This window comes from Sphingomonas sp. AC522 (assembly GCF_979258125.1).
In genome coordinates this window covers 441,568-463,639 of sequence record NZ_OZ409836.1, presented here as the reverse complement: position 1 = coordinate 463,639, position 22,072 = coordinate 441,568, and the positions used below count along the sequence as shown (strand labels likewise).

25 protein-coding genes and 1 tRNA gene are annotated in these 22,072 nt (G+C 64.6%); 5 read left to right on the top strand and 21 right to left on the bottom strand.

Annotated features, from left to right (window positions below):
• Positions 1–371: 371 nt before the first annotated feature.
• The 3 genes from ACZZZM_RS02395 to ACZZZM_RS02385 all read right to left on the bottom strand — a co-directional run bounded on the left by ACZZZM_RS02395 (position 372) and on the right by ACZZZM_RS02385 (position 3,171).
• Positions 372–1,346 (bottom strand): GGDEF domain-containing protein, encoded by a 975-nt coding sequence (locus ACZZZM_RS02395; protein ID WP_463593514.1) that lies wholly within the window; start codon positions 1,344–1,346, stop codon positions 372–374.
• Between the two features lie 165 nt (positions 1,347–1,511).
• Complete coding sequence (locus ACZZZM_RS02390; protein WP_463593513.1) at positions 1,512–2,060, bottom strand: peroxiredoxin; 549 nt, start codon at positions 2,058–2,060, stop codon at positions 1,512–1,514.
• Between the two features lie 52 nt (positions 2,061–2,112).
• Positions 2,113–3,171, bottom strand: a complete 1,059-nt coding sequence (locus tag ACZZZM_RS02385) for a phospholipase A (RefSeq protein ID WP_463593512.1) — start codon at positions 3,169–3,171, stop codon at positions 2,113–2,115.
• Positions 3,172–3,237: 66 nt separating this feature from the next.
• Here ACZZZM_RS02385 and hisN point away from each other — a divergent pair, with 66 nt between their 5' ends.
• A complete protein-coding gene (hisN, locus tag ACZZZM_RS02380) occupies positions 3,238–4,020 on the top strand; it encodes a histidinol-phosphatase (RefSeq protein ID WP_463593511.1) in 783 nt (260 codons plus the stop codon).
• A gap of 64 nt (positions 4,021–4,084) precedes the next feature.
• Here hisN and ACZZZM_RS02375 read toward each other — a convergent pair whose 3' ends face one another.
• Positions 4,085–4,573: a DUF6456 domain-containing protein gene (locus tag ACZZZM_RS02375; protein WP_463593510.1), complete on the bottom strand. Its 489-nt coding sequence runs from the start codon at positions 4,571–4,573 to the stop codon at positions 4,085–4,087.
• A 93-nt stretch (positions 4,574–4,666) separates the two neighbouring features.
• On the opposite strand from ACZZZM_RS02375, the gene ACZZZM_RS02370 reads away from it, so the two are divergent.
• Both ACZZZM_RS02370 and ACZZZM_RS02365 read left to right on the top strand, forming a co-directional pair.
• On the top strand, positions 4,667–5,230 hold the full coding sequence (locus ACZZZM_RS02370) for a helix-turn-helix domain-containing protein (RefSeq protein ID WP_463593509.1): 564 nt from the start codon (positions 4,667–4,669) through the stop codon (positions 5,228–5,230).
• A 59-nt stretch (positions 5,231–5,289) separates the two neighbouring features.
• Positions 5,290–5,667, top strand: a complete 378-nt coding sequence (locus ACZZZM_RS02365; RefSeq protein WP_463593508.1) for a hypothetical protein — start codon at positions 5,290–5,292, stop codon at positions 5,665–5,667.
• A gap of 27 nt (positions 5,668–5,694) precedes the next feature.
• Here the strand turns inward: ACZZZM_RS02365 and ACZZZM_RS02360 are convergent.
• The 3 genes from ACZZZM_RS02360 to ACZZZM_RS02350 form a co-directional block, all read right to left on the bottom strand.
• Positions 5,695–5,770 (bottom strand) — tRNA-Val (locus ACZZZM_RS02360).
• A 163-nt stretch (positions 5,771–5,933) separates the two neighbouring features.
• A complete protein-coding gene (locus tag ACZZZM_RS02355) occupies positions 5,934–6,368 on the bottom strand; it encodes a hypothetical protein (RefSeq protein ID WP_463593507.1) in 435 nt (144 codons plus the stop codon).
• Between the two features lie 114 nt (positions 6,369–6,482).
• A complete protein-coding gene (locus tag ACZZZM_RS02350) occupies positions 6,483–6,833 on the bottom strand; it encodes a hypothetical protein (RefSeq protein WP_463593506.1) in 351 nt (116 codons plus the stop codon).
• Between the two features lie 452 nt (positions 6,834–7,285).
• Here ACZZZM_RS02350 and ACZZZM_RS02345 point away from each other — a divergent pair, with 452 nt between their 5' ends.
• A complete protein-coding gene (locus ACZZZM_RS02345; RefSeq protein ID WP_463593505.1) occupies positions 7,286–7,711 on the top strand; it encodes a hypothetical protein in 426 nt (141 codons plus the stop codon).
• Between the two features lie 36 nt (positions 7,712–7,747).
• On the opposite strand, the gene ACZZZM_RS02340 is transcribed toward ACZZZM_RS02345, so the two are convergent.
• The 6 genes from ACZZZM_RS02340 to ACZZZM_RS02315 form a co-directional block, all read right to left on the bottom strand.
• Positions 7,748–8,689 (bottom strand): winged helix DNA-binding protein, encoded by a 942-nt coding sequence (locus ACZZZM_RS02340; RefSeq protein WP_463593504.1) that lies wholly within the window; start codon positions 8,687–8,689, stop codon positions 7,748–7,750.
• A gap of 115 nt (positions 8,690–8,804) precedes the next feature.
• Positions 8,805–9,728 (bottom strand): hypothetical protein, encoded by a 924-nt coding sequence (locus tag ACZZZM_RS02335; protein WP_463593503.1) that lies wholly within the window; start codon positions 9,726–9,728, stop codon positions 8,805–8,807.
• A 35-nt stretch (positions 9,729–9,763) separates the two neighbouring features.
• Entirely contained in the window at positions 9,764–11,215 is a 1,452-nt protein-coding gene (locus ACZZZM_RS02330; RefSeq protein WP_463593502.1) for an NAD(P)(+) transhydrogenase (Re/Si-specific) subunit beta, read from the bottom strand.
• Between the two features lies 1 nt (position 11,216).
• Positions 11,217–11,510 carry a proton-translocating transhydrogenase family protein gene (locus ACZZZM_RS02325; RefSeq protein ID WP_463593501.1) on the bottom strand — a complete coding sequence of 98 codons (294 nt, stop codon included), beginning with the start codon at positions 11,508–11,510 and terminating at the stop codon, positions 11,217–11,219.
• Between the two features lie 23 nt (positions 11,511–11,533).
• The gene (locus ACZZZM_RS02320) at positions 11,534–12,655 is read right to left on the bottom strand and encodes an NAD(P) transhydrogenase subunit alpha (protein ID WP_463593500.1); all 1,122 of its coding nucleotides are present in this window, start codon (positions 12,653–12,655) and stop codon (positions 11,534–11,536) included.
• Complete coding sequence (locus ACZZZM_RS02315) at positions 12,656–12,874, bottom strand: aa3-type cytochrome c oxidase subunit IV (protein ID WP_463593499.1); 219 nt, start codon at positions 12,872–12,874, stop codon at positions 12,656–12,658.
• 75 nt (positions 12,875–12,949) lie between these two features.
• On the opposite strand from ACZZZM_RS02315, the gene ACZZZM_RS02310 reads away from it, so the two are divergent.
• Complete coding sequence (locus ACZZZM_RS02310) at positions 12,950–14,377, top strand: sigma-54-dependent transcriptional regulator (RefSeq protein WP_463593498.1); 1,428 nt, start codon at positions 12,950–12,952, stop codon at positions 14,375–14,377.
• A gap of 244 nt (positions 14,378–14,621) precedes the next feature.
• On the opposite strand, the gene folP is transcribed toward ACZZZM_RS02310, so the two are convergent.
• The 8 genes from folP to glmM form a co-directional block, all read right to left on the bottom strand.
• Positions 14,622–15,704 (bottom strand): dihydropteroate synthase, encoded by a 1,083-nt coding sequence (gene folP / locus ACZZZM_RS02305; protein WP_463593497.1) that lies wholly within the window; start codon positions 15,702–15,704, stop codon positions 14,622–14,624.
• A gap of 152 nt (positions 15,705–15,856) precedes the next feature.
• Positions 15,857–16,984 carry a DNA methyltransferase gene (locus tag ACZZZM_RS02300; RefSeq protein WP_463593496.1) on the bottom strand — a complete coding sequence of 376 codons (1,128 nt, stop codon included), beginning with the start codon at positions 16,982–16,984 and terminating at the stop codon, positions 15,857–15,859.
• A 181-nt stretch (positions 16,985–17,165) separates the two neighbouring features.
• A complete protein-coding gene (locus ACZZZM_RS02295; RefSeq protein ID WP_463593495.1) occupies positions 17,166–18,305 on the bottom strand; it encodes a YihY/virulence factor BrkB family protein in 1,140 nt (379 codons plus the stop codon).
• A gap of 60 nt (positions 18,306–18,365) precedes the next feature.
• The gene (locus ACZZZM_RS02290; protein ID WP_463593494.1) at positions 18,366–18,590 is read right to left on the bottom strand and encodes a DUF3072 domain-containing protein; all 225 of its coding nucleotides are present in this window, start codon (positions 18,588–18,590) and stop codon (positions 18,366–18,368) included.
• 101 nt (positions 18,591–18,691) lie between these two features.
• Complete coding sequence (locus tag ACZZZM_RS02285) at positions 18,692–19,324, bottom strand: ribonuclease HII (RefSeq protein ID WP_463593493.1); 633 nt, start codon at positions 19,322–19,324, stop codon at positions 18,692–18,694.
• On the bottom strand, positions 19,317–20,474 hold the full coding sequence (gene thiD, locus ACZZZM_RS02280; RefSeq protein ID WP_463593492.1) for a bifunctional hydroxymethylpyrimidine kinase/phosphomethylpyrimidine kinase: 1,158 nt from the start codon (positions 20,472–20,474) through the stop codon (positions 19,317–19,319). The genes ACZZZM_RS02285 and thiD overlap by 8 nt, the downstream gene beginning before the upstream one ends.
• Entirely contained in the window at positions 20,474–20,698 is a 225-nt protein-coding gene (locus ACZZZM_RS02275) for a DUF1272 domain-containing protein (protein WP_463593491.1), read from the bottom strand. Before ACZZZM_RS02275 ends, thiD begins: the two co-directional genes overlap by 1 nt.
• Positions 20,698–22,041 (bottom strand): phosphoglucosamine mutase, encoded by a 1,344-nt coding sequence (glmM, locus tag ACZZZM_RS02270; RefSeq protein ID WP_463593490.1) that lies wholly within the window; start codon positions 22,039–22,041, stop codon positions 20,698–20,700. Before glmM ends, ACZZZM_RS02275 begins: the two co-directional genes overlap by 1 nt.
• Positions 22,042–22,072 lie beyond the last annotated feature (31 nt).

Here is a 22,072-nt window from a genome sequence, read left to right as displayed (position 1 = left end):
GCTGCGAACGACATGACGCCGATCATCAATGTGCGAGCCATGGTGATCTTCTCCATCCGATCGGGCTTCAGGCGAGGGGTGCGATGACGCCCGAGAACAGGACGAGAGTGGCGGTGAGCAGCACTGCGCTGAAGATTGCGGCGCTGTGCTGAAGCGAGTCGAGACGTGCGGTCATTTCAATTACTCCCTGATGTTCGGCTTGTCCGGACTATCCGGCGGCCGATGCCAAGAGCTTTGCAGGGAGCGTGCCAAACGGCTAAGTCATTGAAACTGCTTAGGCGACGCAATTAAGTGTCGCGGAGTTGGGAAATTTCACGCCGGATAGTGGTAAAAGTCACCACTTGAAAGCGAACACTATTGTCCGATTCCGGTCAGTCTGAGCGCAGGCAGTTCCGGCCTGCGCTCTTCGCGGCATACAGCAGTTGGTCGGCGCGCTTGAACAGGCTGTGATAAACATCGTCAGCCTTCGCCAGCGTGATCCCGGCCGAGAAGGTGACTTCGCCGAGCGGCGCATCGTCTTCGCGCAATTTATAGTGTTTGGTCGCGATGGTGGCGCGCGCGGTGTCGAGCGTCGCCTTGGCGGACTCGAGTTCGACGCCAACGAACAGCACTGCAAATTCCTCGCCGCCATAACGTGCGACCAGATGACCCTTGCAGGCCGAGGTCAGCGCGCTCGCGATTGCCTTGAGCACGCGATCGCCGACGGCGTGGCCGAAGCGATCGTTGACCGACTTGAAGTGATCGATGTCGCACACCGCCAGGCAGATTTTCTCGCCGGTCGCCGCCTGCGCGGCATAGGCTTCCTCGAAGGCGCGGCGGTTGGGCAGTTCGGTCAGCGGGTCGCGGCGGGCATTGTCGCGTGCTTCCTCCAGCTTCTTGCGTAGATCGCTGGCCTCGCGTGTCGCCGATTCCAGTCGGTCTTCGGCGGTGCGCACGCGCTCGATCATCGCGCCGGTGATGCGGGCGACCTCGGTGATGTCACCGCTGACCGAGCGCTGCATGGCCTCGGCACTGGCGGCGAGGTCGCGGCCGAAATCTTCGGTCTCGGCGCGGATCGCCGTGACCATGTCCTCGAAGCCTTCAACCTGCATCTGGGTCTGGGCGACCAAGCCTTCGGTCTTCTGCGCCGCGGCCTTGGGATTGGCGACGGGCTTGTTGTCGCAGCCCAGGGTCTCGACGTCGCGCTGGGTCAGGCGAACCCCGCCATCAATCAGCGCGGCGACGGCGCGGGCCAAGGGGCCATCGGGATTGGCGAACAAATGATAAGCGAACGCATAATTGGCCGGAACCGGATCCAGCCGCTGCTCGGTCAGGAAATTTCCGATTCGGCCATACAGGCGGCGCACGGGATCTTCTCCCGCTAACCCCCGCATGGCGCTCGCCCCCGCCATTCGTCCTGATCCCCACTCAAATCCGCCGCTTCCGATTGGAATGCGGCAATGCGTTGAAGGCATGGACTAGGCGCTAGTTGCTAATATCCGGTGAGCAAAGCTTGCCGAGTTGTGAAGGTGTCAGCCGCGCGGATGCGATTTGCGGTATTTGCGGACCTCGGCGAGCGTCAACTTGATATGGCTCGCCGGGCTCATATCGGTGTGCGCGAAAAGGATTTTGCCGCTGGGCGCGATCACGAAGCTGGTGCGGCTAGTGACGGTGGTCGCGGTGCCGTCGGGCTTTTTGAGCAGCACGTCATAGCCCTTGATTACGGCCGGAGACGCTGCGGCCACCGCGAACTTGCCCGCGCAATATTCGCTCGAGAATTTTTCGAGCTGATCGACATTGCCCGCGGTCATCCCGATCACGGTGGCGCCGGCCTTGGTGAAATCGGGAAGCGCTTCGGCAAAGGCATGCGCCTCGGCATTGCAGCCCGAGGTGAAGGCGGCGGGGAAGAAATAAAGGACGACCAGACCCTTTTGGCGTGCCGCCTTCAAGCTTACCGATATCGGCTTGCCAGCAACTGCGCCGGCGGCAGTGAAGTCGGGGGCTTTGGCGCCGGGGGCGAGTGCCGCGCTGGCGGGCATCGACAAAACAAGGGCAAAAGCGGCGAAGAGCAAGGGGCGCATGGGCAATCTCTCCTGGTGTCTGTGTTCGTCTAGGCCTGACCGGCCGCCAAGTCTAACGCGTCAGTGCAATTCCGATTCGGGCGTGCGTTGCGCGGCGGCGGTAATCGTCGAGCGCCTCGCCATAGCCGGTAAACGCCTGGCCAAAGACATAGAAGCCGAGTCCACCGCCGATCCGGGTGAGCGGATAGGAGGCAAACAGCTCGGCCGCGCCCTTGCCGGTCTGGAAACTGCCGCGCGCTGTGACGGCCAGCTTCAGCCCGTCCTTCTGGCCGATCGCAGCGGTAAGCGACGTGTAACCAAAATAGTCGCGCAGATCGCGCCGCGCGGTGGTCTTGCCTGCATAAAGCCAGGCTTGCGGCGCCACATCGAGCCGCCATTCGCCGCCTAGATCGAAACTCTTTTCTAGGCGTGCAAAGACACGGTTCACATCGACCGAATCTGCCAGGCCCCGGCCATTCGAATCGTGGCGATAGCCGAACGCGACTTTGGTCGTGTCATCGACCGGAATGTCCGCATAGATTTCGGGACTGTAATTGGTCGAGCGGAACGGGCCCGATGGCCGATCGATCGCCCAGAACATCGCCTGGGTATAAGCGAAGCGGAGATTGCCCAGCTTGAGCGGCGCATCCTCGGCAAAGGGGCGGAAGGCGAAGCTGACCTGGAGCTTGGCGCCCGCATCGCCCGCACCGAATACGCCATAGATCGGCTCATGCGGCTCGAAGCGGTCGACGAAGCCAGCGGAACTGCCTGTCGAGCTCTGCACCACGGTCTCGCCCGCGGAAATCTCGGCGGCCGGATGCGCCTCGCCGGGCGGCACTGCCTTGCCCGCGACATGGACGGGCACATAGCGCGCCTTGGCGAAACCGCCGGGCTCAACCGTTCGCGCTGGCCCGGGAGCGCGCTCCAGCACCAGCCTTGTGCCGTCGATCGCAGTGACTTCGATCTCGCGCGGACCGGCATCGCTCACGGCCGCATCGCCTTCGTTGAGCAGGAACACCTCGACACCGCGCAGCGCCTCGGCCTCCGACGCGGGCTGGGCGGGCACGGCACGAAGCTGCGCGGCGGCGGGGGTTGCACAGAGCAGGCCGAGGGCGAGGAGAAGCAGTCGCATCGGGCATTTGGGTGCCAGCACGCTAGCGGCTTGGCGAGTCAAAATGCGCGGGCTAGGGCAGGGCACATGGCCGTTTCCAAGACAGACATCGCCCTCGCCGAACGCCTTGCCGATGCGGCGGGCGCGGCGATCCGGCCCTATTTCCGCACCGAGCACGGGCTGGAGGCCAAGGAGGACCTGTCTCCGGTCACGCTCGCCGATCGCGCCGCCGAGGAAGCGATGCGCAAGCTCATCATCGCCGAGGCGCCGATGGACGGTATCATCGGCGAGGAATTCCCCGAGCGTGCAGGAACCAGCGGGCGGCAATGGGTGCTCGATCCGATCGACGGCACCCGCGCCTTCATCGCCGGGCGCCCGATCTTTGGGACGCTGATCGCACTGATCGAAGATGGTTGGCCGCTGCTCGGCATCATCGACCAGCCGATCACCAAGGAGCGCTGGATCGGTGTGGCGGGCCGCCCGACCCTGTTCAACGGCGAGCCTGCCAATACACGCCGCTGCCGCGACCTGAAGGACGCAATCCTCGCCACCACCTCGCCGGCCCTGTTCGACGACGATCAGCTTCACGCCTTCGAGCATCTCGACGGCGCAGTGATGAGCGTCGTGCTCGGCGGTGACTGCTATAATTATGGCTGCGTCGCGAGCGGCTGGATGGACGTGGTGGTCGAGGCCGGGCTCAAGCTCCACGATTTCGCCGCGCTGGTTCCCATAGTCGAAGGCGCGGGCGGGCGGATGTGCGACTGGCAGGGCGATCCGCTCCACGCCGGCAGCAAGGGCGAAGTCGTCGCCGCGGGCGATCCGGCGCGGATCGACGACATCCTCGAGGCGCTGGCCTGCCGGGGCCATTAGAGCGCGCCCATCGACGCGACACCGGCGCGCCGCAAATGTTGACGAAGTTTATAAACTTCGGGGGTCATTTCAGCCCATAATGATTGGCCAGGCGATCGAGCGCGATGCCCAGCACCAGCTTTGCGGCGCGCGCGGGCCAGCAAAGCGTCTTTTCCGCAACGCCCAAGCCATCGCCGGCGCAGACGACGCGCCACAATATGTCGGCAAGGCCCGGCCCGGCGTCGGCGACTGCGGCATCGAAGCGGCGCTTGGCGGCGATTTGCGCAAGCGTGGGATCCAACTCCACGGCGACGCTGCCGCGCGGCGCCAGGGGTGCTGGATCCCAGCGCATCGTCACTTGCGGGCCGAGTGCAGCCATTTCGTAATCCGCGCGCAGCCGCTCGCCCGCTTCGAACTGGCGCGCATCGACATGCCCGCGCGTCCGCAGCCAGCACAACGGCGATTCGGCGACATTGACGGTCACCGTCCGGCGCCCCGTGCCTCCGGCGCCGCCGCGGGACGCGGGCGTGAGCAGGCGCTCCTGATCGATTTCCCGCTCTGCCAGCTCGCGCATCCGAATCTCCCGCCGATCACCGATTCGCGGGCCTTGCCATAGCGGCACATCTGTAGGACAGAGGAAAACCAATAAGGTTATAAGGGGCAGGGAATGATCACTGCAATCCGCGAAGTGCGCCGGGCCAAGGGTCTGACGCTCGACGATGTCGCGCAGCGCTGCGTCCCGCCGACGACGGCGCAGACGATCGGCCGCCTCGAGACCGGCACGCGCACCGTATCGGTCGGCTGGCTCAACCGCATCGCCGCCGCACTCGGCGTGGACAGCGCCGATCTGGTTCGCTTGCCCGATCGGCCGGAGATCGCGGTGGCGGCAGTGCTCGACGGCAATGGCGCGCAGGCGCCGCGCCGCGAGGCGACGGTGGTGCCGCCGCGCGGCGAGCCAGGGCTGGTCGCCGTGACGGTGACCGGTGGGACCGGCGACTATCGCGCAGGCGATGAAATCTGGTGCGCGCGGCTGGCGCCCGAAGCTTTCGGCGGCGCGCTCAACCGCGACGTGCTCGTGCCGCGTCCGGGCGGACGCTACATGTTCGGGCGGCTGATCGGGCGCGAGGAAGGCAAATTGCACTTGCTCCCCCTGGGCGCGGGCGCGCGCCAGCAAGTGATCGCCGATCCGGCCTGGATCGCACGCGCGGTGCGGCTGGTTCGCCCGCTTTGAGAGGACTTGCCCAATCGTGCGGATAGGCGCAGTTTCGTCTTACGCAGGAGGGGTATGCGATGATGAAACTGGCTGCAGCATGGGCTGTTACTGGGGCCGCGGCGATCCTGGTGGCAGCGCCGGCATTGGCAGACGATTGGGATTTCATCCTGATCAACAATAGCGGCAAGCCCATCAAGAATATCGAGCTGGCACCGGCGGGCACGACGACCTGGCAGACCAACAAGCTCGATCCCGAACGCAAGCGTGAAGCGGTGACCAAGGCAGGCGCCAAGATGACGGTGCATTTCGACAAGGGCCCGACGTGCAAATACGACATCAAGGCGACGTTCGAGAACGACACCTCATCGACCTGGACCGCGATCAACGTCTGCGACAATTCCTATGTGACGCTGCGGTATAATGGCGCAGGGGCACCGGTCTTCACGGCCAATTGAGGGGCCGGGCGGCGACAAGGAGAAGGGTGGTGGGCGCTGACGGGCTCGAACCGCCGACCCTCTCGGTGTAAACGAGATGCTCTACCAACTGAGCTAAGCGCCCTCTGCCCGCGCGATGCCAAAACGCGCGCGTTGGGGCAAGGGGTTTAGGACAAAGTGGCTGTCGGAAGCGCAGCCTGCGTCGGCTTATGGGTGGATAGCTGCCGGTCGGCTTTCCGCGGGCGTCGGCCAGCGCGCGAACGACTGACATTGGGTGGAAAGCGGACCTAACTGCCGGGCTGGCGCTCAGGATTTCGCGAGTTCGAAGGTGCCCAATTCGGCCGCACACCTTCGACATCCGCAATATTAGAGACAACGAAACGGCGTTGCTGCCCCGGTTTCTCGTCTGAGCTGACGGCTCCTGTTATACGGGCCTTGTAGAACCGCAGCCCATCGGTGTTCGGACCATCACCGTTTAGCGATGATTTTTGTAAGTCAAAGCCATCGGGAAGCTCTACAGGCCCACCTCCGTGATCGCAGGATAAAGGACTTAGAAAAGGGCCTTTCGCAGAAACTGCTTCAATGATCGCGACGCCCGTAACAATTTGACCCGGCACCAGATCAGCGTTTTTCCAGCAGGCAGGTAGCTCGCGGACACGGTTACTACAGGCGGCAACGGCCAACCCACTTAATGTAATCATTAATGGAAGACTCAGCCGCATAACCGAGGTTTCTTCGACTTAGCCAATTTCCGCAACTGGGTCGCTTCCTGCCTATCCCTTTCCGTGTCCGCTACAGACAGCCCGAACGGCTGGAATTGCGTGGAAAGCAGGCGTTCAGTTGTTAGATGTCGCTGCCATAATCTCGCGGTTGTAAATTGTAGCGTAGCGGCGGATTGACTCGTTGGCCTCCAAGCAATCGCTGTCGGACGTGCCCTCAATCATATGAACAGGCAGCGTTGGCCGCTCAACTCCGGGAATTTCCTTCGCGAAGCCAAAAACTCCAAGAAAATGCCGCTCGTGCCTAAGCCAAGCAGCGCGCGCATCCTTCTGAGCGTTGGCAATGTCGAGTTTAGGCAAGAAACTACATTCTTCTATAGCTGCATTTCGGTGCACTCCCTCCGGTTCGTTCGACGCCTGTTGGCAAGCGACCAAAGCAGCGGCGGCGAGCAAAGCAAATTGTTTCATGACGGAATGATGTCCGGTGCCCCCAATGTCCGCAAGTGGGTCGTTTGCCGACCGGCAGCTTCCGGGGTTCGCCTCTGCCCGCGCTAATGTCCGAGATTGGGTGGTTAGCGGACTTCGCCAAGGCGTGTTGAAAAAATGCCGACCGTGCACGCTCATGCTACAATGAGGGCGCTTTCAATGGTCAGGCGAACCACCATAGTATGGCAAAAAACACTGCCACAGGCAGGCCGACTAACATCAACGCAGCGACCAACCATGCGGCTGCCCGTCCGAACTTTTCGTGGACATAGCGAACGAGGGCATCTGCTGTGTCTAAAAGAAACATGCCTTCCATTTCACGACAATAGTCGTGCAATCAGCGTCCGCAAGTGGGTCGATAGCGGTAGGTCTGCTTCGGGTGCCGCTTGACGAAACAGAAACGGCGGATGTGGGTGGAAAGCTGGCATTAGGTGTTGCATGTTGCCGAAATGCCGGTGCCCGCAACCAAGAACCGTCTCGGTCGTCGCCTCGCCGTCTGTCACGTCATGGGCACGATACTCGGATTGCTCATCGCCTCCACCGCTGGCCACCTTTTAGGAGCGCCTTCATCTCCCGTAATGGGCAGTTGTGGGCGCGACTTTGTTGTGGTCGCGATCAATATCTCATTCTATGCCGCGATGGTTCTCGTTCTCCACAACTTCACTAAGAGCATCTTGGCACATCCTTTCACATGGTGCGTGGCCATCCCAATGTTGATGCTAGTTGTAGCTTTACTCGCGTTTCCGCCGACGCAGTATGGAAGCATTATTTGGATCGCGGCCTTGCCGCTGTGTGCACTGTTTGCTGGACTTGCCTTTGTGGGGTGGCAAATCAAAAGCCCGATGGTTCATGTCGGCTAATGAGCTAGAGATCGACCGCGATTCCCGGAGCCCCGCTTAAACCAGACCCAGCCCCGCCCGCTTCGCAGCGCCGACATAAGCCCGCATGCCCTCAAGCCCCTTGGCGCTCAGCCCGATATAGGCGCGGCGACGGTCGCTGGGGTCGGCCTGGCGCTCGAACAGCCCGGCTTCGTGCATCGTGCCGATCCAGCGCAGCGCCGTGGTCGGCGGCACCGCGGCGGCGATGCACAGGCTCGATACCGAAACCTGGCGCTGCTCGAGCCTGGCTGCGAACAGATCGAGCAGCATGTCCCAGGCCGGGTCCGCGAACAGATCGGTGGGGAAGAATTGCGCGCGCAGCCGGCGCGAGCGGATCACCGCGCGGATGTCATGGGCGCTAGCCTCGCCGCCGCTATCGTCGGCCGGGCCGCGATAGCCATTGCCCGGGTCGCGCACGCCCCCGCTGCGCTGTTCCTCATCCTCGCCGCGGGTTAGCCGCGCGAGCACTTCGGCAATCCGCGCGACTTCCTCGTTGAGCCGCTGGAGCCGTACCGATTCGCCCTCGCGCCCGGCATCGTGCAGCGCCGCGACGCCGCGGTGCCTGCCTCTAGCCCGCGCCAGCGCAATGGCGGCCAATCGCTCCGACATGGCGGGGTCGCAAAGCAACTGGCTATGCGGGCCGAGCAGCGGCGCCGCGGCGAAATCGAGCTGATCGGCGGACATTGCGACCAAAATGGACGTATGTCGCTCGCGCGCGACTAAGTCGGCGCGGGCGAGCACGATGTCGAGCAGATCGGGCGGGGCGGTCATCGCCTCGACCATGATCAAGTCGAGCGCGGGCTCGGCGAGCTGGGCAGCGGCATGGGCGAAATCGACGTGCGCGCGCACTCTTACGCCGGCCAGTTCCAACGCTTCGGCGGCATCCCCGCGCGCACCTTCGGCGATCACCAGCGCATTGATGCTCGCCGCATAGGAGTCGGTTTCGTTGATCCTCAACATCGCCCCCGCTCTCAGTTCGTATTCTGTTCCGAAGCTGCCGCAAGGCTCCGAAACGGCTGAGTCCGTTTTCCTCCGTTTCGGAGGCTGTCCGGCGATAGCCGAGGACGTTGGTTAATTATATCTCCGCTTCGGACCAGTCCTGCGCCGGCGGGACGTCGTCCTCGCGCTCGATCAACAGCTCGCGCACTGCACTGGCGGCGACGCCGCAGCCCAGGGTCATGCCGATTACGCCGATCAGCGAGCCCAGGAGCAGATGGGCGATGCGCGTTGTCTCCGACATTTCGAACTGGCGGCGGGCGAATTCGGCCGCGGCGAGCTGCATCTCGGCCGGGTCGCCATAAGCCGCCCACAGCGCGGCGAGGTACTCGCCCATGATCGCCCAGGCCATCGCGAAGCCGAGCATTGTGATCAGCACAAACACCGCCAGGTAGGCGCCGAAAAGCTTCCAGAAACGTCGGTGGCCAAGCTCCCAGCCCGCATCGACGCTGAACGCGCCGCGGTGAAGCGTGAGCGGGAAGATCAGCGATAGCCGCACCCACAGCCAGATCATCGCGGCGAACAGACCGAGCATGAGCAGGAAGGCCAGCACGCCGCCTATTGCCGGGCCGGCGACGAGGCCGAAAAAGCTCACGATCAGCATCAGCAGCAATTGGACGATGAACATGCCGAGAAAGCCGATGATTATGGTCGCGACGATTAGGCCGGCGAGGCGGAGCTCGTCCATCCCCAGGCGCAGCGATGCGAAACTGGCTTGATCGGGCCGCAGGATTGCGCGGAACACGGCGTTGATCAGGATGACGCTGATCAGCAGGGTGGCAGCGTAGGTCACAAGGAACATGCCCAGCAGACCGCTTCGCGGCATAGCCTGCATATAGACGCCGGCATCGCCGAACGTGACGCTGCCCGTTAGCAACCAACTCACCGCGATCCCGGTGAGGAGCGACCATGCGGCGTAGAGCGCTGCCCAGGCTAGGACCGCTCCTGGACGCTCGCGAAACAGGCGGAAGGCGCCGCTCAGGATCGATCCGACACTCGCCATTGCTTCCCCCTAAATACCGGCTCAGGCGCCCCAGCCTAATCCAGAGACTTGACGATCTCCTCGACCATCTTTTTTGCGTCGGCGAGGAGCATCATCGTGTTGTCGGCATAGAAGACGTCATTGTCGACGCCGGCATAGCCGACGCCACCCATGCTGCGCTTGATGAAGAGCACGGTCTTGGCCTTGCCGACGTCGAACACCGGCATGCCGTAGATCGGCGACGATTTGTCGGTCTTGGCGGCGGGATTGACCACGTCGTTGGCGCCGATGATGAACGCCACGTCGGTCTGCGCGAACTCGCTGTTGATGTCCTCGAGTTCGAAGACTTCGTCATAGGGGACGTTGGCCTCGGCGAGCAGCACATTCATGTGGCCGGGCATGCGCCCCGCGACCGGGTGGATCGCATATTTGACGCGGACGCCGTGCTCCTTGAGCTTGTCGGCCATTTCGCGGAGCGTGTGCTGCGCCTGCGCCACCGCCATGCCGTAGCCGGGGACGATGATGACCTGCTCGGCCTGTTGCATCAGGAAGGCGGCATCCTCGGCCGAGCCGCGCTTCCATGGGCGCTGCTCGCGGGCCTCGCCATCACCGCCGCCGGCACTGTCGCCGCCGAAGCCGCCCGCGATCACGCTGATGAAGCTGCGGTTCATCGCACGGCACATGATGTAGCTGAGGATCGCGCCCGAGCTGCCGACCAAGGCGCCGGTGATGATCATCGCGCTGTTGTGGAGGGTGAAGCCCATCGCCGCTGCGGCCCAGCCCGAATAGGAATTGAGCATCGAGACGACGACCGGCATGTCCGCGCCGCCGATCGGGATGATCAGCAGGAAGCCGATGGCAAAGCTGAGCGCAGTGACGGTCCAGAAGACCCAGGGCGACTGATCCTGGGTGAAATAGGCGATCAGGCCGAGGATGCCGGCAAGTACCGCGAGATTGATGACGTGGCGGCCGGGGAGCATGATCGGCTTGCCGCCCATATTGCCGTTGAGCTTTAGGAAGGCGATCACCGAACCCGAGAAGGTGATCGCGCCGATCGCAATGCCGAGGCCCATTTCGACCCGGCTGACCGGCAGGATCGCGCCGGCCGCGTCGACGATGCCGAATGCGGCGGGATTGAGGAATGCGGCCGCGGCGACGAGCACGGCGGCGAGACCGACGAGCGAGTGGAAAGCCGCGACCAGCTGCGGCATCGCGGTCATAGCGATCTTGCGGGCGGTGACGATGCCGATGACCGCACCGATGGCGATGGCCGCGAGGATTTGGGCGAGCGTCACGGCATCGAGAGACGCGCCATCCAGGGAGTCCGCGGCCATCGGCACATGCGTCAGCAGCGTGGTAACCACCGCAATCGTCATGCCGATCATGCCGAAGCGATTGCCGCGCTGGCTGCTCGCCGGAGAAGAAAGCCCGCGCAGCGCCAGGATGAAGCAGATTCCTGCAATCAGATAGGCGAGCGAGGCCCAGGGGTTTGCTGCGACGTGTTCCATCTCAGCGCACCTTCTTCTTGTACATCGCCAGCATGCGCGCAGTCACCGCGAAGCCGCCGAAGATATTGACGCTCGCCAGCACAACCGCGAGCAGCCCGAGCCATTTGGACACCGCCCCGCCGCTGCCGAGCCCGACCGCCGCCGACGCGATCAGCGCACCGACGATGATCACCGAGGAGATGGCATTGGTTACCGCCATCAGCGGCGTATGCAGCGCCGGGGTCACTGCCCAGACGACGAAATAGCCGACGAAGCACGCCAGCACGAAGATCGACAGGATCGAGATGAAGTCCATGATTTACGCGCCCCCTTGTGCGCTCAACCGAGCAGCCGCTCGTTCACTACCTTGCCGCCTTGTGTGATCCGCACCGCGTTGCCGATTTCCTCGTCGAGGACGGGCTTGCCCGCTTCCTTGTCCCAGAAGGCGGAGAGGAAGTTGAACAGGTTGCGGGCGAACAGCGCCGACGTGTCGGCGGCGAGGCGACTCGGCACGTTGCGGTGACCGACGATCTTGACGCCGTGGCGCTCGACGACTTCGCCGGCGACTGCACCTTCGACATTGCCGCCGCTTTCGACCGCGAGATCGACGATGACGCTGCCAGGGCGCATGCTGGCGATCTGCGCGTCCGAAATCAGGCGCGGCGCGGCGCGACCTGGGATCAGCGCGGTGGTGATGACGATGTCCTGCTTGGCGATGTGGCTCGAGACCAGTTCGGCCTGCGCGGCCTTATATTCGTCGGACATTTCGGTCGCGTATCCGCCGGTGCCTTCGCCTTCGATGCCGGCGACGTTTTCGACGAAGATCGGCTTAGCGCCGAGCGACTGGATCTGCTCCTTGGTCGCGGCGCGGACGTCTGTGGCCGAGACCTGCGCGCCTAGCCGCCTTGCGGTCGCGATCGCCTGAAGCCCCGCGACGCCGACGCCCATCACGAAGACCTTGGCGGCGGAGACGGTCCCCGCTGCAGTCATCATCATCGGAAAGGCGCGGCCATATTCGCCCGCGGCATCGAGCACCGCCTTGTAGCCGGCAAGGTTCGACTGCGAGGAGAGGATGTCCATCGATTGCGCGCGAGTGATGCGCGGCATAAATTCCATCGCCAGCGCCTCGACGCCCAGCGCGGCATATTGGTCGACGCGGGCGCGCTCGCCGAAGGGATTGAGCCCGGCGACGAGCCAGGCGCCCTGCTTGAGACCGGTGAGGCTCTGCGGATCGGGACCGGCGACACCGAGGACAATATCGGCATCGGCGAGCGCATCGGCGCGGCTGGCGAGGCTGGCGCCCGCGTCCGCATAGCCCTGATCGGCGATGGAGGCGGCTTCGCCTGCCCCCGCCTCTACCATGACGGTTGCGCCGAGCCCGATGAATTTCTTGACGGTCTCGGGAGTCGCGGAGACACGCCGCTCACCGGCGGCGGTCTCCTTGAGCACCGCGATCTTCATTCAGTTCGCGATCAGGAAAATGACGAGCGCGGCAACAAGCACGCTGGCCAGAGTACCCCATGTCATCATCGCGGTGAAACTGCTGAAGGTCTGTTCGTGGGCCGGATAGTCCATGCCTTGATCGCCCGTTTCGGCCATGCCGTATTTCTCCTGAGCCAAGTGTTGCGCGACCTTAACCGCGGCATCCCACAGCCTCAACCCCGCGAGGAAAAGATGCACGGTGATGCAAGCTTAAGGCGGCCTTTACCCTGCCGTTGTAACCTCAGCGACCTGAAACGGGACGATGGGGACAATATGACGCGCAACGGCCAGCGCCTATTGATGCTGATCGACGACGAGCCGGCCCAGCGCCGGCTTGTCGCCGCGATCGCCGCGCGCCGCGGGTGGCGCACTATCTTCGCGAGCGATCCCGAGACCGGGATCGCGACGCTCGGCACGCCCGATGGCATGGCGCTGGATGCGGTCATCTTCGATCATGCCTCGCCCGATGCCGATGCCGCCGCATTGATCGGCGAATTGCGCGCGCGCCGGCCGCAATTGCCGATCCTGATGCTCACCGCCAACAATTCGGTTGCCGCCGCCGTTAGCGCGATGCGCGCCGGCGCTACCGATTTCCTGGTCAAGCCGCTGGCTTCCGAACGATTGCTCGCTGCCCTCGAGGCTGCGGTCGGCGGCAAGGGCACGGGCGAATTGCGTCCGCTCACCGAGAAGCTGACTGCCAGCCTGGCATTCGACGAGATCGTCGGCTCGGCACCCTTGTTCCGCGCAGCCCTCGCGATCGCCGCAAAGGCAGCGCGGGCGCGCGTGCCGGTGTTGATCGAAGGCGAAAGCGGAGTCGGCAAGGCCGTGGTCGCGGAGGCAGTGCATTGCGCTTCCCCGCGCAACAAGCGCGAGATGACCTGCGTCAATTGCGGCTCGATCCCTGCCAACCTCGTCGAATCCGAATTGTTCGGGCACGAAAAGGGCGCGTTCACGGGCGCCTTCGAACGCAAGATCGGACGCTTCGTCGAGGCCGATGGCGGCACTTTGTTTATCGACGAAGTCAGCGAGATGCCGCTCGAAGCGCAGGTCAAGCTGCTGCGGATGCTGCAATCGGGCGAAGTCCAGCCACTGGGCGCGCGCCACCCGCGCGAAGTCGATGTTCGCGTCATTGCCGCATCGAACAAGCCCCTGCTGGCGGAAGTCGAGGCGGGGCGCTTTCGCGAGGACCTGTATTACCGGCTCAACGTCGTCCAGGTGGCGATCCCGCCGCTTCGCGAGCGCAGCGGCGACATTCCCGCGCTGGCGCGGCACCTGCTCGGACGGATAGCCGAGCAACCCGGGCTTCGCCCGCTGGGGATCACCGACGATGCGCTGACACTGCTCGGCAGCTATGACTGGCCGGGCAATGTCCGCCAGTTGCAGAATGCCTTGTTCCGTGCCGCCGTGCTTTGCGACAATGACGGACTGACGCGCAGCGATTTCCCGCAGATCGCGCAGTACGCGGCCGGCCGCCCGACCGGCGCCGGCTCGCAGCAGCCGGGTTCGGGCAACGCCGGCGTGACGCTGTTCCGTCCCGACGGCAATTTGCGTGCATTGGACGAGATCGAGGCCGATGTGATCCGGCTGGCGATCGGCCATTATCGCGGGCGAATGACCGAAGTCGCACGCCGGCTCGGGATCGGGCGCTCGACGCTGTATCGCAAGCTGGGCGAGCTGGGCATCGACCAGAGCGCCGCCTGAGCCCAGGCATGGCGGCATGCCCAAAGCCGCCGATCTGATCGCCGAGCTGCAGACCTATGCCACGCCCGATACCGAGGGCGGACGGGCGCGCTTCGGTATCGTCACTTCGGATAAGGTGATCGGCGCGAGCATGGGCGATATCCGCGCGCTGGCCAAGCGCGTCGGGCGCGAAGACCGAGGGCTGGGTGGGCAAGGATGTGATCCGCGACATCACCCGGCCGCTGGTGCGCAAGAAGGTCTGGGTCTAGCGCGCGGTCAGCGCCGCGTCGCGCAGGCCGCGCCAGACGCGGAGCGCCTGGACGGTTTCGGGAACATCATGGACGCGGAGAATCTGGGCGCCGAGTTCGGCACCCTTGAGTGCCAGCGCCAGCGAGCCGCCGAGGCGGGCGTCGGCAGGCGCTTCGTTGGATAGCGCGCCGATCATCCGCTTGCGGCTGGCGCCGAGCAGGATGGGGCAGCCGATACCGTGGAACAAAGCGAGCCCGTTGAGCAGAGCGAGATTGTCGGAGAGCGATTTGCCGAAGCCGATGCCGGGATCGATGAGGATCTTGGCGCGATCGACGCCTGCCGCGGCGACCGCCTCGACGCGCGCTTCGAGCCAGTCATAGACTTCGAGTAGAACGTCCGAGTAGCCGCTGCCGCCGTGCGGGCCCTTGGCGGAATCGGGGGAGTGCATCAGCACCACTGGGCAGCCGGCCTGAGCTACGGTTTCGAGCGCGCGCGGATCGTAGAGCAAGGCGGCGACGTCGTTTACGAGGTGGGCGCCAGCGGCGAGCGCGGCCTGCATCACCCCGGCGCGGCGGGTGTCGATCGAGACTGCGGTGCCGCTCTTCGACAGCCGCTCGATCGCAGGGATTGCCCGCGCGATCTCGTCGCCTTCCCAAACCTCGGCAGCGCCGGGCCGGGTCGATTCGCCACCGACATCGATGATCGCTGCCCCGGCTACGGCCATGTCGGTGCCGGCCTGGCTGGCGCCCGCCGGGTCGGCGAGATGCTTGCCGCCATCGGAGAAACTGTCGGGGGTGACGTTGAGGATGGCCATCACCTGGGGCTGGTCCATCCGGATGACGCGCTCGCCGAGCTGGAGCGCTGGGCGAGGGGCGGTGATCCGTGCCGCGAGTGATTGGAGGCGCTCGTCCTCGGGGAGCTCGGCGATCGGGATCGTCTGCTGGAGGACGCGCCTGCCGCCCTCGGTGGCGATCAGTTCATAGGCGCCGAACCAGGTCAGCCCGCCCGCAAGCCGCGCGACTTCGCCGTCGCGGTTCACCGGGGTGTCGGCGAACTGGACGGGGCGAAGGTAGAGGCGGGCGGAGGGGGAAAGTTGCATCGCTCGCTTCTAGCCGATCCTCCCCGGCACGGGGAGGTGGCACGCGCAGCGTGACGGAGGGGCGTCTCCTCATGCGGAGTCCCTTGCGGCATGCCCCCTCCACCACGCCGCTGCGCGGCGCGGTTCCCCTCCCCGTGCCGGGGAGGATCAAATTAGGGCTGGGTCGCCAGCAGGTACGTTTGGCGCACGGCGTCGATCGGCTTGAGCCCGTCCACGGCTTCGTAGTGCCAATAGGTCCAGCCGTTGCACGAAGGCGCCCCCTGGAGGGTGGCGCCGACCTTGTGGATCGAGCCGGTGGCAGCGCCGCATTTGAGCGAGCCGTCGGCGCCGACCGTGGCGACATGCTTGCGCTTCGCGTCGGTGAGGATGGTGCCGGGGTTCAGATAGCCGTTTTCAACCAATTGGCCGAAGGCGACGCGCGGCGCGGCCTTGGGCGCCTGCATCGTGGTCAAGGCCGATTCGTCGAGCGGCAAGGCTGCGTCGATCCGCTCCTGCGCGGCCGCGACATATTGACCCTCGCGCTCGATGCCGATCCAGCGGCGGCCGAGGCGCTTGGCGACTGCGCCGGTGGTGCCGGTTCCGAAGAACGGGTCGAGGACGACGTCGCCCTTCTTCGTGCTCGCTAAGAGGATGCGATAGAGCAAGGCCTCGGGCTTCTGGGTCGGATGAACCTTATAGCCGTCCTTCTTGAGCCGCTCCTGGCCGCCGCAAATCGGGAATTCCCAATCGCTGCGCATCTGCAATTCGTCGTTGAGGGTCTTCATCGAGCGATAATTGAAGGTGTATTTGGCCTTCTCGCCGGTCGAGGCCCAGATCAAAGTCTCGTGCGCGTTGGTGAAGCGGGTGCCCTTGAAATTGGGCATCGGATTGGCCTTGCGCCAGATGATGTCGTTGAGGATCCAGAAGTCGAGATCCTGGATCGCCGAGCCGACCTTGAAGATATTGTGATAGCTGCCGATCACCCAGATCGTGCCATCGTCCTTGAGGATGCGGCGCGCTTCGAACAGCCATTCGCGGGTGAAGCGGTCATAGGCGCCGAGCGAATCGAACTTGTCCCATTCGTCGGTCACGGCATCGACATGGCTGCCGTCGGGGCGATTGAGGTCGCCCCCCAATTGAAGGTTGTAGGGCGGGTCCGCGAAGATGCAGTCGACCGACTTGGCGGGAAGCGCGCGCATCGCGGCGATGCAGTCCTGCTGGATGATCGTATCGAGCGGCAACGTATCCACCCAAGCGCGCGCCGAGGCAGCACGAATCCTGCCCTTTTCGATGACCGTCATTAACCCTGTTCCCCTTGCCGGACGTCCGGTTTCGGTCGCGAAACGGTGCTTCGTCAAGTGAACATTGGTTAACGAAAAAGCCTGCGATTTCGTTAAGTTGTAGAACGGCTGGAGAACTTATCCACATGTGGAGTCGGGAACTTATCCACAGGCACTAGGGATAGTGTGTGGCCCAAAAGACTCATTTTCGATCGCGGGTGAACCAGGTCAGCGCGACCGAACTGGCGACGAGCACCAGCCCTTTTGCCGAACCGTGCCGCAGCCGCGCCAATCCCGCTCCCGCCAGCAGGGCTGCGGGGAGGGGGACCTTGCCGCTGCCGGTGATGCGTCCGCCCAGCTTTGCCTCCATTGCGGGCACCGCGCCAATGGGCTGCCGCGGTGATTCGGGCCGGGGCTGGGGAATGACCATCGGCAGGTTCGGCGATTCGAGCGCGGGCTCGATCGCCGCTGCCTGCATTTCGCATTCGAGCTCGGAATTGAGCTCGGCGCCGAGCAGGAAGACATAGGCGCTAAGCCACAGCCAGGTAAGCAGCACCACCACAGCGCTGAGCGAGCCATAGGTCGCGCCGTATTTGCCGAAATGCGCGGCATAGAGCCCGAAGCCGGCAGTGGCGGCGAGCCACAGCAATGCGGCTGTCGCTGCGCCGGGCGAAAGCCATGCCCAATGCGGCTCACGGTGATTCGGGCCAAATCGATAGAGGCATGCGGCGCCGCTGACGGCGAGCGCACCGAGCAGCGCATAGCTCAGCAGCTTGAGCGCGAACTCGACGAGCGGCGAAGGCATCGCAGCATTGATCCAGGCGAGCATCGCATTGGCGGCCAGCGCAAGCAGGATCAGCCCCAGCCCGCCGGCGACCATGCCGAAGGCGAGCAGTTGCAGCCGGAAAAACCCGCGATGCTCTTTCAGGCCATAAGCGATGTTGAGCGCTGTGCGCATCGCGGCGGCGCCCTTCGACGCGCCATAGATTGCGAGCGCCAGCGCCAGGAGGAGGCCGAAGCCTTTCTTGGCGCCGGAGGTCTCGACAACGGTGGCGAGCTGCTCGGCCACGGCCTCGGCGGCGGGGCGGGGGAGCGACTGGAAAAGCTCGCCGATATGGCGGCTGACCGTCTCCGGCTCGGCGAGCAGGCCATAGAGCAGGACCACGGCGCCGAGCGCCGGGATGATCGCAAGGAAGCCGTAGAAAGCGGCGCCGGCGGCGATCAGCCCGATATCGTCGTCGCCGATCTCAACCCAAGTGCGCTTGAGCACGATCTTCCACTCGGCCCAAGGCAGTGCCCATGGGCTCGGCCGGGGCGTGCCCGCCGCTGCACCTGTTGCCATTGTTTCCTCCTGTTGGGCAGGGGAACAGGCACAAGGCAGCGCGGTTCCGCTATGCTGCTGTCAAAGCGACAGTTTCTCCTTGAGCGCATCGATTCGCTTCGATGCATCGGCCTTGCTGAGATCGGCGGGCGGCGGCTCGACTCCCGCCTCTTCGGAGAGCGTGGTGAGGTACGACGCCTGCGCGCCGGTCATCGGATCATCGCCCGAAACCCAGTCTTCGGGGTCTTTTTCGGTGTTCGAGCCGGGATGATCGTCAAGCTTGGGATTGGAAAGCGTGTCAGCCATGGAAACCTCGCATTGTTCGTTGTTTGTTCCAACGCGAAGAAAACAGAAGAGGTTCCGCATCAACTTACCGTCATCGCCGCGGAAGCGCGGATGACGGAGGTTTATTCGGCGGCCTCGACCATCGGGCCGAAATCGAGCTCGGCCTGGGCCACGCGCCAAAAGCTGCGGCGGTGATGCGGCGTGGGGCCGAGGGTGCGGAGCGCTTCCTGATGGACCTTGGCCGAATAGCCCTTGTTGCTGGCCCAGCCATAGCCGGGGTGGAGCGCGTCGAGTTCGGCCATCATGCAATCGCGGCGGTGCTTGGCGACGATCGAGGCGGCGGCGATCGACAGGCACAGCGCGTCGCCGCCGATCACCCATTGGCTGGTATGGGGCCATTTGGGGCAGCGATTGCCATCGACCAGCACCATCGCGGGGACAAAGCCCAATGCATCGACGGCGCGGTGCATCGCCAGCATCGTTGCCCAGAGGATGTTGAGCGAATCGATTTCCTCGACGCTGGCCACACCGACGCCGACCTTGGCGCAATCAAGCAGTTGCGCGCAGAGATCGGCGCGCTTGGCGGCGGTCAGCACCTTCGAATCGTCGATGCCATCGGGAATGCATTTCGGATCGAGGACGACGGCGGCGGCGACTACCGGTCCCGCCAGCGGACCGCGGCCGGCTTCGTCGACGCCGGCGATCGGCCCCTTATGCAGGCGCTTGTATTTACGTTCGAATTTGAGGTCAGGCATCCTGAATACGCCATGGCGGATAGCGGCGCATCTCGCCAGCCTGATAGAGACGAACCGAGTTGCCCGCCGGATCGCGCAGCCGTGCCTCGCGCCAGCCCCAGCTCTCGTCCTTGGGCTCGGCCTCGAACTCGACGCCTTGCTGCTGGAGATAGGCGACGGTGACGTCGAGATCGCCGCATTCGAAATAGACGACGGGGGCCGTGTAGCCGGGATCGGTCGCGACCGAGAAAGTGGCCCCGCCTTCGGTTTCGAAGCGGGCGTAACGGGGTGCGGCGCGGACGATCTGGCGGAGCCCCAGCAGCCGGTAGAATTTCTCCGATGCGGCAAGGTCCTGCGCGGGGACGGTTACTTGGTTCAGCATCGGCTCGAAAAAGCTCATATTGGTGTCGAGCCGCACCGACTGGTGCCCCATCGGGCCATGGCCGCGGCCAAGATCGGGCGCCTCGCGCATGGCGATCCGCACGAAGCGGCGCGCGCGGCGGACGGCTTCGGGCAAGTCCCATTCGGCTGCCAGCCCGCAGGCGATCGCGGAGGAGAGCGTACAGCCGGTGCCGTGATTGTTGGTGCTGTCTATCCGGGGATTGGTCCAGTCGATCTCGGGCGGGTCCTCGGGATCGGCGGAATAGAGGCGGTCGGTGACCTGCTCGCCGCCGGCATGGCCGCCCTTGACCAGAACCGCGCAGCCATGTGCGTTGACCAGCGCATGCGGATCGCCGCCGAGGGCCGCCAGTTCGGGCAGGTTGGGTGTGACGACGGTGGCGCAGGCCATCAGCCGCTCGAAGGCGCCGATCGTCGCCTGGTCGGCAAGCTCGGCGCCCGAGCTGGCGATCATCACCGGATCGAACACCACCGGCACGCCGCGTAATTCCTCGAGCTTTTCGGCGACAGCCAACGCCGTGCGCGCCGATCCGATCATGCCGATCTTGACGGCGTCCACGCCGATATCGCGGACCACCGAATCGATCTGGGCGATGACCATCTGGGTGGGCACGGGGTGGACGGCATCTACACCCAGCGTGTTTTGCGCAGTGATCGCAGTGATAGCAGTCATGGCGTGCCCGCCGAGCATGGTGACGGTCTTGATGTCCGCCTGGACGCCGGCGCCGCCGCCCGAATCCGAACCGGCGATGATGAGGATGCGTGGAGTCATCAGCCCTGATAGCGCCGTTCGCCGCTCGCCGGATTGCGCTGGAGCACGCCGCCCTGGCGGGTCGGGCGATCGAGCAATTCGCCGCCGCAATTGGGGCAGCGCTCATCCATCGCATCGGCGCACAGCGCGCAGAAGGTGCATTCCATCGAACAGATGAAGGCGCCAGCTTCCTTGGCAGGAAGATCGTTGCCGCAGCGTTCGCAATCCGGGCGCATTTCCAACATCAGGCGGCAGCCTGACGCACGGCTTCGCAGACGCGATCGACCACGGCCTCGACATGGCCGGGCTCGTCGCCTTCCGCCATGACGCGAATGACGGGCTCCGTGCCCGAGGCCCGGATGAGCAGGCGGCCACCGCGGCCTTCCAGCTCGGCTTCGGCGGCGGCAATGGCGTCCTTGAGCCGGGGATCCTCGAGCGGCTTGCCGCCTTTGAAGCGGACGTTTTTGAGGATCTGCGGCAGCGGATCGAAGCGGTGGAGCACTTCGCTTGCGGGGGCGCCGGCGCGGACGATCTCGGCGAGGATCTGGAGCGAGGCGACCAAGCCGTCGCCGGTGGTGGCATAGTCGGAGAGGATGATGTGCCCGCTCTGCTCGCCGCCGACATTATAGCCCGAGCTGCGCATCTTCTCGAGCACATAGCGGTCGCCTACATTGGTGCGGACCATGCCGAGGCCCTGTGCGGCGAGGTGCCGTTCGAGACCGAGATTGGACATGACGGTGGTGACCAGACCGCCGCCCGCCAGGCGGCCCTGGCGCGCCCAGCCGCCGGCGATCGTGGCCATCAATTGGTCGCCGTCGATGACCTTGCCATTCTCGTCGACCAGGATCAGCCGATCGGCGTCGCCATCGAGCGCGATGCCGAGATCGGCGCCCGACGCGACCACGGTTTCGCAGAGCGTGGTCGGCGCCGTCGAGCCGACGCCGTCATTGATGTTCTTGCCATTGGGGGTGACGCCGATGGCAACGACTTCGGCGCCCAATTCCCACAGCGCCGAGGGCGCGACCTGATAGGCGGCACCATTGGCGCAATCGACGACGATCTTGAGCCCGTCGAGCGTCAGATCCTCGGGGAAGGTCATCTTGGCGGCATGGATATAACGCCCGCGGGCATCCTCGACTCGCCGGGCGCGGCCGATATGCTCTGAATCGGCAAGTGGGACATCGCCGTCGATCATCGCCTCGATCGCCAGTTCGTCGCTGTCCGAAAGCTTGAAACCATCGGGGCCGAACAATTTGATGCCATTGTCGCGATAGGGATTGTGGCTGGCGGAGATCATCACGCCCATGTCCGCGCGCATCGATTGGGTGAGCATCGCCACTGCGGGCGTGGGCATCGGGCCGACCAGGACGACATCCATGCCCACCGAAGTGAACCCGGCGACCATCGCGTTTTCGAGCATATAGCCCGACAGGCGCGTATCCTTGCCGATCACGACACGATGCTTGTGGTCGCCGCGCAGGAAGTGCGCGCCGGCCGCCATGCCGACCTTCATCGCCATCGCCGCGGTCATCGGATGCGTATTGGTGGCGCCGCGGATTCCGTCCGTACCGAAATATTTTCTTGCCATTACCGAGCTCTCGCGGCCTTGTTGATGCGCA